This is a genomic window from Fuerstiella marisgermanici, assembly GCF_001983935.1.
GTDB classification, from domain to species: domain Bacteria; phylum Planctomycetota; class Planctomycetia; order Planctomycetales; family Planctomycetaceae; genus Fuerstiella; species Fuerstiella marisgermanici.
In genome coordinates, this window is record NZ_CP017641.1 from 994,658 (window position 1) to 1,013,004 (window position 18,347).

The window sequence follows — 18,347 nt, forward strand, 5'->3', positions numbered from 1 at the left end:
ACTGAAGTTTCTGACAACGGCAAACAGAGAGGCCTCACGCTTTGCCGGAACGCTCAGATTCTGGCTCCCAAACTCAAGGCGCACCCGCGCTGAGGTGCGGCGAGATCAAACATGGATTGGCATTGCGACAGCATCTGCAGCGGCAAGGTGGCAGGGCGGCTTCAGCGAAGTGTTGCCCTGCAGTCGGCACCTACGATGGCTGTTCCGCTTCAATCAGGAGGTGGTCCCATTCTGTGAATGTGGAGTCGATGAGTTGCTCGTTTGCGAGCGGACTCTTCGTCTTCACGACACCTGTTGCGGCGTGCTTAGATCGTGGCGTCGTATCCGGCACATCGGCCGATGCGGTTTCGTAAGGTTCGTTAAAGATTTCAGCACGCCGTTGTGTTTTGAAGGTCCTCTGGTCGGAGGCGTCGCTTGTCAGAATGCGGGCGAACACGTTCGGTAGCACTGAATCTTCGCCGTCTCTACTGTCGCTCGAGGTTGAATCTGCCACAGTGAAACTCACTGCCGCTGACCAGATTCCCGGCGTGCCATCGCTGTGGATCGCTCGTACCCACGCTCGGTAATCGCCCGCTGCCAGCGCTGTTGACGGAGTGTATGCGTTGGTTGTCAGGTTAGCGTCATGTATGACTCGGCTGAGTCTATTGGTTTCGTTGTCGACCCATAATTCGTAACCAACAGCCCCTTTTGCGGCCGTCCAGTTGAACGTCGGTGTTGAGCCATCGACTGTGCCAACAGGATCCAGCACGACCGGGCGATCCGGGCTGGTCGTGAACTTGAAGCCGGGGCTCCATTCACCGTTGGTCGCGGCCATGAACGCCATCACCCAGACGGTGTGTTCGGTGCCTGCCGCCAGTTGACGGGGAATCACAAAGGACGGCCCGGTCGCTCCGGTCGTATGAGCGACTCGGCGACCAGTGTCGTCTTCGACCCACACTCGGTACCGCGTGGCGTCTGGCACAGGCTTCCATGTGACGATCGGTGACAGCGAAGTCGTCCCGGTTGGACCGGTAACTGTTGTGCGAGCCAGCGTGTTGAAGCTGCCAGCGTCGGACCACTTCGACTTAAAGCCGTTCGCTTCTGTCGCCCGCACCCACCATTCGTACTCACCTTCAGCCAGAGGAGTGGTCAGCGAGACCGACGTTCCTCGTACACCGCTTAGTTCAACAACTCGGTCGACCTGCACTGGTGCCGTTTGCCGGACCCAAAGTTCGTACGTCAGTGACGGTGAACTCTGCGCCCATCTTAGCGTAGGAGTTGTGCTAAAGGTGCCTCCAATAGGGTTCAGCAACATCGGCGGACTGTTAAGCCGAATGCTGGTGCTGGCCCATGTGCCGCCGTAGTTGTCTTCAGAGAACGGTCGCACCCACACGGTGTAGTCACCCAGCGGCAGGTCGGAATCCGGCGTGAAGGAATTCGTGGTGACGTTTGGGTCACGCAGCAGCAGACCCTGCTCGCCGGTGTCGTACGTGAACATCACGTCATACCGAGTCGCTCCGGCGATTCGCTGCCAATGGATTTCCGGTCGACTATCCAGTTTGAACTGACCACGGAAGAACCGTGGCTGCGTCTGGATTTCAAAAGCAACCGGCTCGCTCCATTCGGTCAGATCGCCGCTTTCAAAGTAGCCTCGCACTCGGAATTCGTAGCTTCCCAGGGCCAGCGGTTGCTGCGGCTGAAAGGCGTGGACTTCTGTTGACGCCAACGTCACGATTCCGCCCGCCGTCAGGTTGACGATTTCGACATCGTAACGCACGACATCAATCACCGGGTTCCATGCCAACTGCGGCAGAGGGTTCTGAATCGGTCCCGGCGGCTGGATGCCCTTCGGGATAGACGGCAGAACCACGTTCTCGATTTCCACGAAGCTCACTGGCTTCATGCCCGCGATGTCATACCCGCCCGAATCACTGGTCGGCCCCGGAATGCGCGTGACTGTTCCGGCTGTGGTGGTGATGTTCAGCAGATCGCCGAAACCGATTGGATCGCCGCCGTTCACACGAACAGCAGTCGTCGCTGACGGCGTCACGTTGAAGGTGTCTAGGCCCGCTCCACCGTCGATGCTGATCGAAGGAATATTGAACAAGCCAACAGTCTTGCTCAAACCAGCGAAGCCAACTTCGGTCGACGTGATGTTGATCGTGTCATCGAAGACGGTCCCATCGACGTTAACGTGGCGTATTGGACGTTCTGATCCCATTGACGGTGTCACCGACGAAATCGTGATGTTTCCGGTAGTTGTGAGATCGAAATTGAGATCGTCGCTGCTAATGTTCACGCGGTCGGCTGTGAGTGGAGTCGCAGTCACGGCCCCGGATGCGTCCGCCGCACCACTGACGAGGATATTGGTCGCGGTGCCAAATTCGTCGGTCGTGCCCTGCAGCGAAAACTGTTCAACACTGAGGCTTGTGAGCAGTCGTGAGTCCTGTACGACCCCGGGTAGCATCACCTGAGCGTTTGCGCCGTCGAATTCCTGAATCAGACGGTCGTTGCCGTCAGCGCCGTCGATATGCAGCGAGCCTGCGACTGGGAGGGATCTGGTCACTGCAATGACGTCGCTGCCCGCACCGGCAAGCACTGCAAACGATTCGAAGTTGCTATGACTGAACTGCTGATTGTTCACCGCCAAATCGTTGCCCACAAACCCAATAGTATCGGAATCCTGCGAACCGAAGATCGTTAGCAGGTCGTCCCCGCCGCGAGGATCGATTCCGACAGCGTTGACGTCCCGCAGGGTCAGTGGCGTGGCGTCATTGAATCGCAAAATCGACTTTTTGTTGCCCAGCGGAGTGAGTTCGACGACATCGTTTTCGCCCGGCGTCGCTGCGATTGAGCCTTCGCCGTGCTGGCCCGGTTTAAGGTCGGCTCCGAACGAAGATTGCGAGTCGGTTGAAACGGCGAAGTCGTCATTAACGTCGAAGATTACAAGTTCGTAGGCACCGTCTCCATTCGGGTTCTCGTTGGAAATTCGAATATAGTACTTTCCTTCCGGAAGCGCATTCGTGACAGCCGCATTTCCGCGTGAGCCAACAATATTCGAGCCGCTTGCCAGAACGGTTTCGCCGTCCGAGTCCAAAATCTCCAGCACCGAATGCGTCAGCGTTCCGGTCGTCGAATGATCGTTGTTAATGTCAATATGTATCGCAGCGATTCGATGGTCGTTATTGATGTCGATTGCAATCAGGTCCGTGTCACCAAATGGGACCGCACCACGGCGAGCGACACGATGGTCGTTGTTGATGTCGATTGCGACGGTGTTTTCATCGGTGATAGAGTCGTTAGGTTCTGTCTCTTCTATATATTCTTCAGCGGCGACTATTGCCGAGAACAGCTTGAAGTCGGTGACCGCCTGTCCATCACTGCTTGTAACTTCCCAGAAAAGATTGTCCTGTGCTTCGAGACCGCCGCCGCTGACTGCGATGACCCCGCCATTCTGGTTTGATGGGAAGTCCGGATCATTCAGGGGAGTCGATGCGTCGGCACCAAGCAGGCGTACAATAGGAAGGCCCGGCCCGGCACCGGGAGTCACAAACGCAAACGCTCTGGCCTCCGGATCATTGGTTCCTGCCGTCCGATACGTCACCGACGGCGCAGCGTCGTTGCTGTTTGCGACAAGACTTTGCGCATCCACAATAATTTCATCGAAGAATCCAGGCTGAAGAACCGCACGGCCGTTAGTAAAGGTGGCATCGGGCTGGTAGCTCAGATCCTGAGCGTAGATCGTGACAGCGTCGTGAGCGTCGCCGCGTCCGCCGGACAGGTGGATGTCCCAGTCGGACAGAGACGTTGCAAATCGGTCGGCCCCGCCAAGCCCATCGACGATCATCCTCGCGTCTGTCCCCAGGTCGAACAACTGCAACTGAGTGCGATTATCAACATTCACCACTGGAATACCCGGATGGTCAATCGTGATGTCGTTGTCGTCATCATCGCCGTAGATGAAAATGACCGCGTCAGAGTTTTCAAAACGCGCATCCAGTGTGTCGACTCCTGAGTAATCGATGGTTCGTTCGCCCTCATTCCGCCGTTGTGTCACGAGTCGCCCTGCTCGAGAATCCTCAAACGGGATGAATTCAGCGGATGCAGCTCGCCCGACAACTTTCAGCCTGTCATCGTCACCGGCCCCCGCGTCCACGTGCACGTCGATCAGAATCGGGTTGACGATTTCCACCTGGTCATCGCCGCCACGCGATTCCACTCGAACGGATTCGTGATTGCTTAGCACTACGGCGTCGGCGGAGTCGATTGTAACCTCGGTCGCTTTGACCTGAACGAAGTCGTCATTGTCGCTGCCTCGCACAATCACCGCATCCACTCCGTGGCCCAAATTCGCATTTAGCGTCTTGACGGAGTACGCCGTCAACGTGTTTGCGCCGCCGGGAAACGTGAGGTCGGTTTCTGTGTAGTAGGCGTTGTAGCGACTAAACCCCGTCGCCAGCGGGGTCGCGTCGACGACCTGCTCAAACAATAGCGTCTCGTTGAAGTTCGTGCCGGTGATTTGCAACGTGTCACGGCCTCCTGATTCAGGGATCACGATGTCGGATACGTCCTGGATATCGATCTTCAGCCGGTTCGCGAGTGGATCTCCGATGCGATTGAAATACAGATTCGCGAAGTCCGGGTCGGTGGCATGTGGTGCGTATTCAAATGATTCCGGGTTCGACGACGCGTGGAACAACACTTCGTTCTGTTCGTTTTCGTCATCAGAAAACTGATTCGATTCGCCTGCCACGGTCAGAAATTGCAAGTGGTCGACCGGCCCTCGCTGAGGCAACTCGATCACAAAACGATCGCGACCTCCTTCGCCGTACAGAAGCAGTCCGGGGGTTGTCGTGACGTCCTCGATCTGGAAGAAATACGCTTCCTTGTCATCCACCGTGACTCGACCGAATTGTTTGAATGGAGCCCCGCCGAACACGCCGGTGCCACGCCTCAGTGTGTCGTACGTGATGTCTTCGCTCAGGTCGGTACCGAAGACGCTGTGGTACTGTCCGACCACGCTGTTGCGAACAGGTTCCAGCCCTGTGAATTCCACCGTCATCAGACGCTGCTCGTCCGCGTCGTCAAATTCGACCCGCCCGTTGTGAGTGTCCGGGCCCGGTCTGTAAATCATGTTCTCGACAGGAGTCGTCGGATTCCCGACAAGCTCGAGCGTGTCAAACCCTCCGTCACCGCCGTCAAAGTAGATCGGCAAAGTGATCACATCCGAACCACGAGATGCGTCGACATCAACCACCAGCGTGTCGTCACCGCCGCCTGTTTCGATACTTAGACGACCGGCACCAGCCACACGCACGTTCGCTCCGCCCTGAGTGATCTCCACTCCTACGGGATGCCATGCATTGCCATAGCGACCAACGATCAAGTTGTCGTCGCCCGCGTTGCTGCCGATAAGTTTGGCGACATCCGTTTGCTTTAGGTTTGCGGTGTAGCTGTTCGCTCCGGAGAGTGACGGTACATCAAAGCTGACCTCACCGTGGCCGCCGCTTGCGTTCTGAACGACGAGCTGGTCCAGCCCGGATGTCAGCACGGCCCAACTACCAATCTTTGCTCCCGTTCCGATGTCTCGTTTCCCAATCAGGTCCTGCCCGCTTCCGATGCCCGCCACGTGTATTGATGAATTCGGTTCGGTAGGCCATTGCACGCTGACGATGTCGTCTCCGTCGCCGACCAGCGATGTCCGACTGATCAGGACACCGATAATCTTCGCTTCGCCGCCGAGGCCGTTGACTTCCACTCCGCTGCCGGATTCCGACGGGCCGACCATGATGTTGCCCGTGATCCCCGATAGATCGACGTTGAGGTCGTCGATCGGCTGAGCGAGAGTTAACGTTCCGTCGTAGTTGTTGAAGGCGATGATTTCGTTGCCGGACGAGTCTCTTCCGCTGACTCGCACGCCGCCATCGCCGTCGCTGGCCGTGTCGAAGGTTCGCACGTGCGGCCCGCCGCCGACGCCCGGGCCGACCACGATGTCCGCGTCGTCTGTTCCCGGATTGTCGAGCACAAGGCGTTCGATGTGGTCGTAGCTGATGTGTGTGCTGTCGATGATGACGCCACCGGAATCGTTTTCGGGGCCGCCCTCAAGCCGCACGTTTTGAGCCGACATCGGAATGACAACTTCAAGCAGGTCTCCCGTCAGGTCGCCGATCGGATCGCCGCCGTCGACGAACACTGAGTGGTTAATCGTGGGGGAGATCACGATGCGATCGGCCCCTTCCTGCCCGTTGATGCGGATGGCGGCATCACCGTTCAGATTCAGATCAACAGGTTGCAGACCGACGACTTCCACGCGGTTGTTGCTGACGTTGATCGTGTCGTCACCGAGTGTGCCGTTGAATTCGAAGGTTGTCGGAGCCGGCGAGTCAATCTGAATGTCGGCCGCATTGCCAATGATTGCTCGTTTGTCGGAAACGTTGGTTGTGACCTCGATGGCATCGAGTCCCGGTGTGATGGAGGCTACCGAATTTGCAAATCCGTGGCTCAGGAACGCGTTGGCGCCGGTGGCGTTCACTGCAACCGTCTCGAAGCCTCGCAGCCGCTGGTCTCTCAGGATGGCGTTTTCCTGAATCTGGCCGAATGCCTCACCCGTCGAAAGTACCACGGCGCCGCCGTTGCCGTGATATAGCAACACGTCGCCGTGAGACTCGCCTGCGTTGATTTCGACGAAGGTATCGTTGAAGCCACGGGTGACTGCGTTGTCGGCGCCATCGCCGAGTTCGGCTGCCAGGTTCTCTGTGTTGCGGATGTCGAACGGCTGCTGGTTAAGGAATGCTCGCGGACCGGCGTGCAGATCAAATTCGTCGTCTCCGTCTGTGCCGTTGATGATGACCGTATCCGTGCCGCGACCTGGATCGATAGTCACGCTTTCGAAGTCGGCCAGAGACAGTGGCGTCGAATTGTTGTACCGGATGTTGGACTCGCGGTTGCCCAACGGATCGACAACTACGACGTCGTCGCGACCGTTTTCTGGTGGGTTATTCGGATCGGCGTCCGGCGGTGTTCCGGGGACGTGGCCCTTCCAGTGGTTCGGAATATGAACGCCGAACGACGTGCCGGGACTCGTCGCATGATTGCCCGAATCGCCGTCGTTCGTTTCGTCTTCAATTAATTCATCGGAGACATCGAAGACCACCATTTCGTAGTTAGTCGCGTCCGGGCTGCCGTCGCCGCCGTTGGTGACTCGGATAAAATACGTGCCTGCGGGCAGTGGTTGAGTGATGACCGCTCCGGCCGACTCAATGGCACTGCCATTCGTGCCGGCCAGCACGGTGGTTCCATCGGTGTCGAGCACTTCGAGCAGTGTGTGAGTGACTTCGGTTGCACCTGCCTGGTTGCTATCGCTACCGGCACTTCGGTGATCATTGTTAATGACCACGCCAATGCGATGATCATTGTTGATGACGACCGAGATCATGTCGGCGTCGCCCATCGGCACGGAACCTCGAATTCCGACACGGTGGTCGTTATTGATTACAACGGCGATGTCGTCCGAGACAAGATTGTTGGGTTCTGCTTCTGTAACGAATTCGTCCGGACCAATTACGCCGCCGATCAGTTCCACTTCTCGAGCACCTTCGTTTCCTTGCTTGCGGCCGACCGGGCTGCTCACGGCCAGGTAGACCTGGTCGGCTCCGTCAGGGATCGGGACGCCAGCCGCTGTGTGAGGACTATGTGTATCGGCGTTGGTACGCAGTTCGGTTTTGCCGTCGGAGCCAAAGACGTTTAAGGACGGCAGCAGGCCAGCACTTTCTGTGGTTTCGAATGCCGCGCCGAAGTATTTCACGCCGCTGACGGCGGGTGCTGGCGTTGTCTGAATCCACGTTGCTGGCCGACTCAACGGTGTCTCCTGAGCCGTCAGCGAATCGTTTCCGAGTCCACCGCTCACGGTCGCGTCTTCGACGTTATGAAACTCGACGCTTCGCCCATTGCGGCTAAACTCGCCCGAGCTAGCCAGTACGGGATTCGGCGTGTACGAGAATAAATCATCGCCCGCCGTTCCCGCCAGAATCAGCGAATCACCGTCAACCGGATCGCCGCCGTCAACGATGACGCGACCGCTGAAACCAACGGTCGCGTTCGACACGCCGAACGTATCCTGCCCCGCCCCGCCTTCGAGCCTCACGTCACGTTTGCCGAAGAATTCGTAACGTTCGAAGCCATCGACTTCGACGCTGCCGAATCCGGGCAGCGCACTCGTTGCAAGGTTGATGCTGTTTGCTGCTGCGTTGGCCACGATTGTGACATCGCCAGGAACTGCGTCGAGAATCGGTTCGAGTCCGGTGAAGCGGATGTTCTGAGTCGTGGTGTTGTCACTGTGCCGAATCTGTCCGGACGAAGGATCCGGACCAACGTTATAGGTCGCCAAAACAGGTTTCGAACCGGCCAAGGCAAGAATGTCGAAACCGTCGCCGCCGTGATACGTGATGCCGGACGGAAGTCCCAACAACCCGCCGTTGGACTCGTCGATCGTCAGGCGGTCGTCACCACCCTGGCCTTTGAATGTGAGGTTGTCGATGCCGAAGATGTCGATATCAGCCGAAGTTCCGTTAGTGACTCGAAAACTTTCCATAGCCGGGTTTGGCTGTCGTTGGGCAACAAAACTGTCGTTTGCCGCCGAGCCAATGATTGTGAGCAGATCTCCGGGGCCGTATCCCGCGTCGATTCCGACAGACATCGTGGCGTTCGAGCTGCCACTGATTGTGTCTTCGCCCTCCCCGGTACTTAAAATCAGGTGCCCGATATCTGTCAGTTCCAACGGGTTGCGGCCAACACCATGGCGACGATGTCGCACTGTGCTTTCGCTGAACTCGATGACGTCGTCAGCCTCGCCCGACGTGCTGTACAAAATGTAGTCGATGTCGCTAAGCTGCACTCCCGCAGAATTGTTCCGGAAGTCGACGTCGTGCATTTCGACAGAACGAACATCATGAACGTTGAACGGTCCGACCGGATTTGACACGAACGTCGAATCCCTGATCACGACGTCCAATCCAGTCGATTCAACATCGAATAATGACGTAGACGTGCTGTGGAACAGCGAGTTACTGACCGTCAGAGTTCCCGTGAGATTCCGGCCCCGGAAACCACGTTCTTCCCGGATAACGACGTTCTCAAGTGTCGGAGCGACCACGGAATCGGCGACGAGATCCGCAGCGATCGTGATGTGCCGAATCGCAACTCCGTCGCCGCCCGAAACGATCGACATCGACGCTGGCGCGAAGAACTCAGCGTCGCCGGCGAAGCCCGACGTGCCCTGCAGAGTCAGTGGTTTGGAAATCGACACGTCGGCGTTGTACGAGCCACCAACAACATGCACCGTCCCGCCGGACGCGACAGCGCTGACTCCATCATCAATTCTTGAAAATACATCTACTCCGAAAGTCCCCGGCTGATTGCCTGCGGCGTCCGGATTAGCGTCAGCGATCGGTGTGCCGTTGGCCGTGCCAACCAGATCGTCGTCGACGTAGACATCCATCGGGGCAAATACAATAGCTGTGAGGACAACATCATTGCCCGTTCCGCCGGCGTAGCTGATCTCAAAGTTCTGCCCGTTAACAAGGAATGTGGAGCCTGCCGGCAGACCGGCAAAGGTTCCGGTGACTGCGTCGGTGCCGTCGTTGTCGATCAGCACAATCGTATCGCCGGGAGTTGTGCCGACGATCGCGCCCGACACATTGAGGGTGGCGTTGCCGAGGTTCACTGTGCCGTTGACCTTGAGCTGATCGTGATCGGCGCCCGCGGTGGTTCCGTCGACATTGGGCGCAAACGCCGCATTCGCACTGAAGATCGTATTTCCGAAAGTCAGCGTTCCCGATCCGCCGTTGCCCGGTTGGACCGAGCCTTGCACGATATTAACCGCAGCGTTCACGTTGCCGCCGCCCTGAATGACGCCGCCGGTGTCGATGCTCAGCGATCCCGTCAGCACGACGCTGCCACTAATGTTCACGACGTCCGTCCCAACGCCGGTAATGATTGCAAGCCCCGTGACGCCGTGAGCATTTGGGCTGCCGCTGATGTTGATCGTGTCGTTGCCGTCGGCGTTGTTCGTCGTCGTGTTGACCGTAAGAAAATCGGACTGAAACGTCCTCAGCTCTTCAAATGCGACACCCCCGGATGTACCGCTGACGACCAGGTAGTCCGCGCCCCCAATTGTTGTTCCCGCAACGGAAAGCACGTCATCGGTGTTTGGAAGCAGGATGCCAACACTCTGACCACCGCTGACATACATCGGCTCCAACCCCTCAAACGTCAAAAGAAGGTTGTCGTCGCCGCGAAATACCTCGCCATCGCCGAACGTAGTGGCACTGGGAATATAGATAAGTTCTTCGGCGTCGTCGCTCAGCATCGTCAATAAGTCGTTGCCGCCATCGCCGCCGAAGACGTGGATTCCGCCCGGTAGCGCCAACGTTCCAGCGGTCATGTCGACAATGAATTCGTCGTCGCCTTCGCCGCCTTCCAGGGTCACGCTGTTCACCCCACCGAAGAGGAATGGATCGATGTTGGAAAGACCAATCACGTTCGGGAAGTCGCCCGCCGCCGTCACGTGAATCGTTGTGACCTCTTCGGCAAACAGGACTCCTGTATCGACGTCAGCCCCATTCACTAGCACCTGCCCGGCGGCGGCAGTGATGAAGACATCGTCTGCTGCGTCGATGTCCACGCTCAACTGCCCTGTCGCGCCGTCAAAGGCGGAGACCACCGTCAACAGCGTTCTGTCTTCCAGCAGCTCAATCTGACGATGTCGCGCTGCCGTCCGCGGCATTTGGCCCCGATGCCGTAGACGGCGCGACGATGCGAATTGACAATTGCTGCGGATCGTGTGCAGGATCGAACTGACGGTTACACGTAGCATGGTAGTGACCCTTATTCAGAAGAAATCTGCTGCTCGATTGAGCCGTAAACTGGGACTTCTGAATGGACTACTGCGACCACTGGCAGCGTTCATACAGAACCGAACCGGAAATTCCGGAGAAAGCCGGTATCCACTCCTCCACAGGCGTTTCGCGTGGCTGAACAGAATGCCACACCCGCGGAAAAATGAATTTGTACGTGTACGACTTCTGGTCGCATTCGCAGTACACTTCTTCATGAGGAGTACCATGTCGTTAGACCATTCTGATTTTCACAGCGACAGCGATCAGGCGGGCCTTGGTGAACTGTTTGCTCAGCACAGAGAACGCTTGCGCCGCATGGTTCAACTACGACTGGACCGGCGGCTGAACGGCCGAGTCGACGCATCCGATGTGATTCAGGATGCGTATGTTGAGGCCACTCAAAGACACGCGGAGTATCAGGCAAAGCCGGAGGTGAGCCCATTTGTTTGGCTGCGGTTTCTCACCAGCCAAAAATTGGCTCAGTTGCATCGCTTCCATCTGGGCGTGCAGGCTCGTGATGCAGGACGAGAAGTTTCAATCGACTGCGGCGGTCGACTGGAAGCGTCGTCGGCCGCGTTGGCGGCAAAACTGGTGGGCCGTTTTTCTTCTCCCAGCAACGCCGCGAATCGGGCTGAGTTACGACAGCAGATTCAGGATGCGTTGAACGCCATGGAAGAATTTGATCGCGAAATTCTGGCGCTGCGACATTTCGAACAGCTCGACAATGCCGAAGCGGCTCAGGTGCTGAGTATAGAGCCTCAAGCCGCTTACAAGCGATACGTGCGGGCGATCCGTCGATTGAAGAGTGCCCTGAATGACCTGGAGCAGTCGAATTCATGACGACGGACGGCGATATCGACGACAAACTCGGCCCATTAATGGACGAGTTCCTAAGCCGCAAACGTCAGGGCGAATACCCGTCGCTGTCGGAATTTGTCCAGCGGCATCCGGAACTGGAACAGGAAATTCGAGAACTCTTTCCCGCTGTGGCCATGATGGAACAGGCTGAGGTTTCGGAACCGTTGCACGATGGCGGTGCGGCTGTGACACCTGATGGGACTGAGCTAAAACGGTTGGGCGATTTTCGCATCATCCGTGAAATCGGCCGAGGCGGCATGGGCGTCGTGTATGAGGCCATTCAGGAGTCTCTTGGCCGACACGTGGCGCTAAAGCTGTTGCCGTGGCAGTCTATGGCGGACAGTCGGCAGGTCAAACGGTTTCAACGCGAAGCCCGGATCGCTGCGTCGCTGCATCACAGCAATATTGTGCCGGTGTATGGCGTGGGCGAAGCTGATGGTCTGCACTTTCTGGCGATGCAGTACATCCATGGTCAAAGCCTCGATTCGGTGCTGCGCGAATTGCAGCAGTTGCGGAATGACGCTGGTGCTCGCCAACCTTCTTCGGTCTCACCGATCGAAGTAGACGTTGCGCGGCACCCCATGGAAGATGCCAGCGCTCTTTCAGGCGTGTCATCTTCTTTGCTGCAATCAGCATCTGGCTCCTCATCCCATGCTGACTATTTCCGCCATGCCGCTGAACTCATGGCGAACGTGGCGGACGCTCTCGATTACGCACATTCTCAGGGCGTGCTGCATCGTGATATTAAGCCAGCCAACCTTATGCTGGACGTCGAGAAGAATATCTGGATCACCGATTTCGGTCTGGCTCGTGCCGGTGATACGGCCGAAGCACTTGATACCGACACTCCTCACGAAGCGGACAACCTGACTCAGACCGGCGACCTGATCGGCACGTTGCGCTACCTTGCTCCCGAACGGTTTCAGGGAACGAATGATTGTCGCAGCGATGTCTACAGTTTGGGGCTGACGCTTTTCGAATTCCTTACCCTGCAGCCGGCATTTCGAGCGGCTGATCGAGCGACGCTGATTCGGGAGATTACAACCAGTCCGCTGCCATTGCCGCGATCGCTGATTCCAGACATTCCTCGCGATCTGGAAACGATCGTGATGAAGGCCTCTCATCCCGACCCACGACTTCGCTATGGGGCGGCTGCCGACATGGCGAAGGATTTGCGCAGGTTTCTTGACGATAAGCCAATCGTAGCCCGTCGAGCATCACCGTGGAAACGCTGTCAACTCTGGTGCCGCCGCAATCCTGCCGTCGCCGCACTCAGCGGACTGGCGCTAACGTTGCTGGTAATGGTGGCGATTGTTTCGAGCGTCGCCGCAGTGAAGCTTAGCAGCCGACAGAATGAATTACTGTTGTCGCTGGACCGAGCGACGAATGCCGAGATTCGCGAACGGGAGGCGAACGACCAGGCGACAGAGAATCTGTTTGAAGCGTATGCCGCTCGCGCGAAGTCGGGACGGGAAGGTTTCCGGCCTGGGCGAGCGTTTGATGGGCTGGAAGCGATCGCGAATGCGTCGGCTCTGCGAGATCGATTGCACGTCGACGACCGGCAAATCGAACGCCTCCGCAACGAAGCGATCGCGTGTCTGGGGTTGGTGGACGTGAAGCCGGATATTGACCGGCCGGATCCTGGCATTCCTCACTCGTTCGAACGCTGGGGCTTTGATTCTCAAATGGAACGCTACGCTCGCGTATCAAGTACGGGCGGAATCGATGTGATGACTGTTGAGAAAGGCGATCACGTCGCTCATTTCTCACGCGGCTGGGATCCCCTTTATCCTCCATACACACGGTTCAGTTCCGATGATCGATATTTAGCGGTTATGGGTTCTCACGATAGCGGGGTCACTCGTCTTGAAATCTGGCACACCGGCGACTGGACGCCTTATCTGCCGAGTGTGCCTTCGTCCGCTGAGTCCTTCGCGCACGCGTTCGCTTTCAGCGATGATGGTCAGTTGGCCACATGGATTGGCAACAACCAGCTGATCGTATTTGATCTGAAATCACGCCGTGTGGTGCAGCGGCGAGTGTTCGACTATTCGCCCGACTTTGTAACCTTCTGCCATTCCGGTTGCCACATCGCGATCGGGTGGGGCGCCGGCGTGGCTGTGTTCGACTGGCGTTCCGATGCGGAGCTGACCGTCATACCGCACCAGGAATATGTCAGAGATGCGGACTTCAGTCACAGCGGTCGGTTTCTTGCCACCGCCTGCTATGACCACATGGCGTACGTCTGGGACTTGCAAAATCCGGAGAGGCCGATTGCGACCTGTTCGGGACACACCAGCAAGGTGTTGAAGGCTGAGTTCAGTCCGGATGACTGCGTGCTGATGACCACAGCGTGGGACGACACGACTCGGTTGTGGAACCCCTGGATCGGCAACCAACTGTTGCGGATCAACCGCTACGCGACTGGTTTTAGCAAGGACGGAAAGTGGCTGGGACTTCAGGAAACTGGTGATTCGGTGGGCCGATTTCAATTCCAACCTGCACCAGCGTGCCGTGTGTTGAGCTGGGAATCTGATGACGACCGCTATGCAGGTGTTCATGGAATTGCGTTCCATCCCGACGGTTCGTTTCTGGCTCACACAGCCGGCGACCAGGTGGTCATTCGAACGTGGCCGGACGCAACGGTGCTGCACGTGCTTCGCTGCCCACGACTTGTACGCAACCTTAGTTTCGATGTCACCGGCGAGTTTCTGTTCGCGGGCGTTGATGGCTGTATGATTCGGTGGAAAACGGATTCTTTAGCGGCCATTGATACGACCGAATTGGAGGGCACTCGCAGCGAAGTCGCTGGACAGGCCGATGTTGTTGTCGAAGTTGAGTTGACGCACGCGGCCGATGTTGCCTTCCTGAATATGTCCGGCGGAAAGGCTTATGAATTTGACCCGACGTCTTCCGATTTGACGATGGGCACCCCACTTGCTGCGGAATGGACGGATTGGTTTGTCGCGGCGAAACCAGACGGAAGTGTCTACGCCTTGTCGGGGAAATACACCGATTTGGTGCGGGCATTTCGACGTGAGGACCAGTCGGAGGTGTTCCGCTATGAACTGCCGGACGAAACCGCCGCTCGCATCGACTTCTCTCCGACCGGACATCAGTTGCTGATGTGTGCCCGAAATGCGTTGCACGTCTTTGACGCTCAAACCTGGGAGATCGCTGCCACGATTCCGCTTCGAAATACGGGCTACGCGCGAGCAGCCTGGTCACCAGACGGACGGTTGCTGGCGGCTCATGATGGCGAGGAAATTCTGCTGTTGGAAGCAGACCACTGGACTCCGTTGGCCCGATTTCAGAACCCGTACGGCGAATCGTATTCCAAGGCTGGCCCCGAGGCGGTGCTTGGGCTGACGTTTAGTCCGGACCAACGGTACCTGGCATCCGGCACGGGGACCAGTGCCCACAGTTTGTATGTATGGGATGTTCACGAAGTGCGTCGCCAGCTTGGGACGATGAAACTCGACTGGGATGCCACGCCGCTACCAGCCAAACGCAGCGTAGCTGTGCCACCCGCTGACCATTTGGGAAAGTGCTTCTGTGAACTCCCCGTGTCGTCTCAGGACCGGTTAGTTCAAAAGCAAAAGCGGCTCGAAGAGTTACTGAGCGACGACCCGACCAACAGAGAGTTGTTGTATCAGTATGCGACCCTGTTGAGCGAATCGGGATTAACAGAAGAAGCCATTGCCGCTTACGACCGGAGTCTTACCATCAAACCAGACGATGTGCACGTCTTGGGAAAGCGAACCTGGCTATTGCTGAAATCGCGGCGCAACAAGGAAGCAGCGCGCGACTGTGAACGCATTCTGGAACTCAGTGGCGACGACAACGGACGCTGGTCGTGGGCGAGTCACACTCTGGCATGGCTGATGTTGATTGGCGAGCCAGCATTGCGTGACGACGATCGAGCACTGCAGTTGATGGAAGAAGCCGTTCGCCGAACTCCCGACGACACCCTCGTTGCAAATACGTACGGCCTGGCTTTGTGCCGTGCGGGAAGGTTTGAAGAAGCCGTGACGGTGTTAAAAGCCAATCTCGAACGGCCAGCCAACACTTCTGCAGCCACAGACTATCTATGCCTCGCATGGGCACAACACGCAGAAGGTGATTCAATTGCTTCCACAGAAGCCTGGAACGCAGCGATGCGAACATGGTTCGCTGACAAGGAAGTAATGCCACTGAACGTGATCGAGTTTCAGCGGCTAAGTCGCGAAGTGGCGGTTGAAATCGCGCCTTGAACTGCGTCAGTCTGGCACTCAAGAGAATGAAGTCTGCTATGATCCGCCCGATCCAGAACCTGTGATTTGCATGTCCTGGCTCGCAGGTTTCCGCTGTCAGAACTTCACGGATTATTCGGTGCCATCTGTTTCAGTCATCATTCCTACGCTCAACGAAGAAGCGAATGTTGGGCGGGCGATTGCTAGCGCTATTGAAGCTGGCGCGAGCGAAGTGATTGTTGTGGACGCGGGCAGCGGTGATCAGACGGTGGCGGTGGCGTCGAGCGCAAAAGCGACCGTGTTGCATTCTGAGCGTGGCCGGGCGGTTCAGCAGAACGTGGGAGCGGACGCGGCGTGCGGCGATGTGCTGTTGTTCTTGCATGCGGACTGCGAACTTCACGAGGATGCGGTTTCGGAAATCTGTCGCAGGCTGTCCGCCGATCCGACTATGGTTGGCGGCTGTTTTCGACAGCGGATTGATGCGGGTGGGATGCGCTATCGAATCGTGGAAGCCGGCAATGCGTTGCGCGTGCGATTGCTGAAGTGGGGCTACGGTGATCAGGCGATCTTCGTGCGGAAGGATGTGTTTCAGAAGCTTGGCGGCTTCCCAAATCTGCAGTTGATGGAAGACTTGTACTTCATGAAACGGCTCAAGCGTTGCGGCCGGATCGCACTGCTGCGGAGTCCGCTGACAGTGTCTGCGCGCCGATGGCAGGATCGTGGGCTGGTCACTCAGACTTTACGCAACTGGACGTTGATTACGGCCGCTCATCTGGGAATATCGCCGGACCGCCTGGCTCGGTTCTACCCAAACGATCGTTGATGTTCGGGCGCCGCCGTCCGTACGGTTGCGCCGACGTTTAGTCCTCGCGCGATGTTGATTCGTAGGGGTTGGCTGGCTTTGTATCGCTGAAGGTGGGCGACAATTTCTGCCGCATGTTCTTCGGACGACGCAGGAATGCAGACGGAAGGCCCCCACGACGACTGAACGGGAGTTGGGATGTTGAACTCTGCCATCGAATCCACGAGCCCGCGAATTTCTGCGCTGGAATAGATGCCTCCCTGAGCCGCCGCGTAATAGCCGCCGACCAGATTTCCGTACTCCGCTATCGCATCACGGAAATCCGGGAAGTTGGCATCTTGCAAAGCGGGGACGATTCGCGATTCGATCAGCTTTTCAAACCTGGTAACGACCGCCGCCTCAAGGTAGCGTTCATCGCCAAAGAACGTTTCTTCGGATGCGCCGGACATCCCGACACTTTGTGTTGGTGTCACGATCACCATTCGCCATTCATCTGGAAACGCGATTCGCGTGATGGGAAGCTGATCGCCGGAAGCCGATTTTCCGTGATCGACCACAAACCCACCTCGATCGAATCCAAACGTGCCCACGGCTGATCGGCGACTGCGCCCCAAAATGGCCGCGATGTCTGCAATGCTCGCAGGTCGCGGCGACCCACTTAACAGCAACAGAGCCGTGGCAGCCGCGAGGGTGAGTTGAGTTCCCGAGCCGAGGCCTGTGTGAAAGTGGACTTCATTTGTGACAGCAATGTGAATCGGTGGAAGGCTTGCGTGCGAACGGCGGAACTCCGCGACCAATGTCTTAAGCCGCGTTTGCACCGCCTCCGATGCGTCAAACGAATCCGCAGCCTGTGTCGACCGAGTGACTCGCAGTTGCCAGGATGGTTGATCGACCATGAGGCCAATTCCACCGTAATGCCAGCCGGAATCGGTGGCACCGCACAGCAGGCCAAAATGCAGCCGCGAGCCCGTGATGACTTCGACGTCCGTCATGCCACGGCAGCTCCGGCGTAGTGCTGTTGGATGTGTTCGACCAGCATTGTGAACGCAGCGGTTTCCTCTGCACCGCCCGTTTTTTCGACGGCAGACTGCAGAAAACCAAGCTGCGTCTGCACGTCAGCAGCGGGCAGAAGGTGAACTCGTGTGGCCAGAATCGCGGCTTCGATCACGGCGTGACGAGCTCGGTTGAAGCCATGAAAGGGCCTGCGGTTTCCCGTGTGAATCACGTTAGCCGTCATGACCGATCGTTGTTCGCTGGTGTCGATGTCGGTGATTTTGAACTCAAACCAACGGCAGCAGTCTTGCAGAACAAAGCCATTCACTTTGCTGGCAGCCACGGTGGCGGGGATATCTTTTAGCCGACGGATGGCCGCTTCGGCAATCACGTTCACGCGGTCAACCACATGAAACACGCCACATTTTTGGGCCTGCAGGTTTTCGAACGTAGTGCTGCCGGCGAACGGACGCAGCGTGAACGTTGTGAAGTCGCCATGCACGATCGGCCCCATTGGAGCCACGTTGATGGTGCCGGCAGAGTCGGTACTGGTGAGAAGGCCTTCGACAATCATGCCCGGCAGTTTAG

6 protein-coding genes are annotated in these 18,347 nt (G+C 57.5%); 3 read left to right on the plus strand and 3 right to left on the minus strand.

The features are described from left to right. Positions 1 to 190 precede the first annotated feature (190 nt). The gene (locus tag Fuma_RS03630) at positions 191 to 10,852 is read right to left on the minus strand and encodes a fibronectin type III domain-containing protein (RefSeq protein WP_145943949.1); all 10,662 of its coding nucleotides are present in this window, start codon (positions 10,850 to 10,852) and stop codon (positions 191 to 193) included. 247 nt (positions 10,853 to 11,099) lie between these two features. On the opposite strand from Fuma_RS03630, the gene Fuma_RS03635 reads away from it, so the two are divergent. From Fuma_RS03635 to Fuma_RS03645, 3 genes are all read left to right on the plus strand, one after another. After that, positions 11,100 to 11,714, plus strand: a complete 615-nt coding sequence (locus Fuma_RS03635; protein WP_077022944.1) for a sigma-70 family RNA polymerase sigma factor — start codon at positions 11,100 to 11,102, stop codon at positions 11,712 to 11,714. Continuing rightward, on the plus strand, positions 11,711 to 15,985 hold the full coding sequence (locus tag Fuma_RS03640; protein WP_077022945.1) for a serine/threonine-protein kinase: 4,275 nt from the start codon (positions 11,711 to 11,713) through the stop codon (positions 15,983 to 15,985). Before Fuma_RS03635 ends, Fuma_RS03640 begins: the two co-directional genes overlap by 4 nt. Positions 15,986 to 16,103: 118 nt before the next feature. Continuing rightward, positions 16,104 to 16,787 carry a TIGR04283 family arsenosugar biosynthesis glycosyltransferase gene (locus Fuma_RS03645; protein WP_158520843.1) on the plus strand — a complete coding sequence of 228 codons (684 nt, stop codon included), beginning with the start codon at positions 16,104 to 16,106 and terminating at the stop codon, positions 16,785 to 16,787. On the opposite strand, the gene Fuma_RS03650 is transcribed toward Fuma_RS03645, so the two are convergent. Together Fuma_RS03650 and Fuma_RS03655 are read right to left on the minus strand one after the other, a co-directional pair. Further along, entirely contained in the window at positions 16,769 to 17,758 is a 990-nt protein-coding gene (locus Fuma_RS03650; RefSeq protein ID WP_077022946.1) for a GHMP family kinase ATP-binding protein, read from the minus strand. The genes Fuma_RS03645 and Fuma_RS03650 overlap by 19 nt on opposite strands. Next, positions 17,755 to 18,333, minus strand: coding sequence for a DUF447 domain-containing protein (locus Fuma_RS03655; protein ID WP_077022947.1), 579 nt, complete (start codon positions 18,331 to 18,333; stop codon positions 17,755 to 17,757). The genes Fuma_RS03650 and Fuma_RS03655 overlap by 4 nt, the downstream gene beginning before the upstream one ends. Positions 18,334 to 18,347: the final 14 nt, after the last annotated feature.

Excerpts from the sequence above, each read along its gene's own strand:
- Fuma_RS03630 (WP_145943949.1), bottom strand. The coding sequence starts at position 10,852 with ATGCTACGTGTAACCGTCAGTTCGATCCTGCACACGATCCGCAGCAAT.
- Fuma_RS03635 (WP_077022944.1), top strand. The coding sequence starts at position 11,100 with ATGTCGTTAGACCATTCTGATTTTCACAGCGACAGCGATCAGGCGGGC.
- Fuma_RS03640 (WP_077022945.1), top strand. The coding sequence starts at position 11,711 with ATGACGACGGACGGCGATATCGACGACAAACTCGGCCCATTAATGGAC.
- Fuma_RS03650 (WP_077022946.1), bottom strand. The coding sequence starts at position 17,758 with ATGACGGACGTCGAAGTCATCACGGGCTCGCGGCTGCATTTTGGCCTG.
- Fuma_RS03655 (WP_077022947.1), bottom strand. The coding sequence starts at position 18,333 with ATGATTGTCGAAGGCCTTCTCACCAGTACCGACTCTGCCGGCACCATC.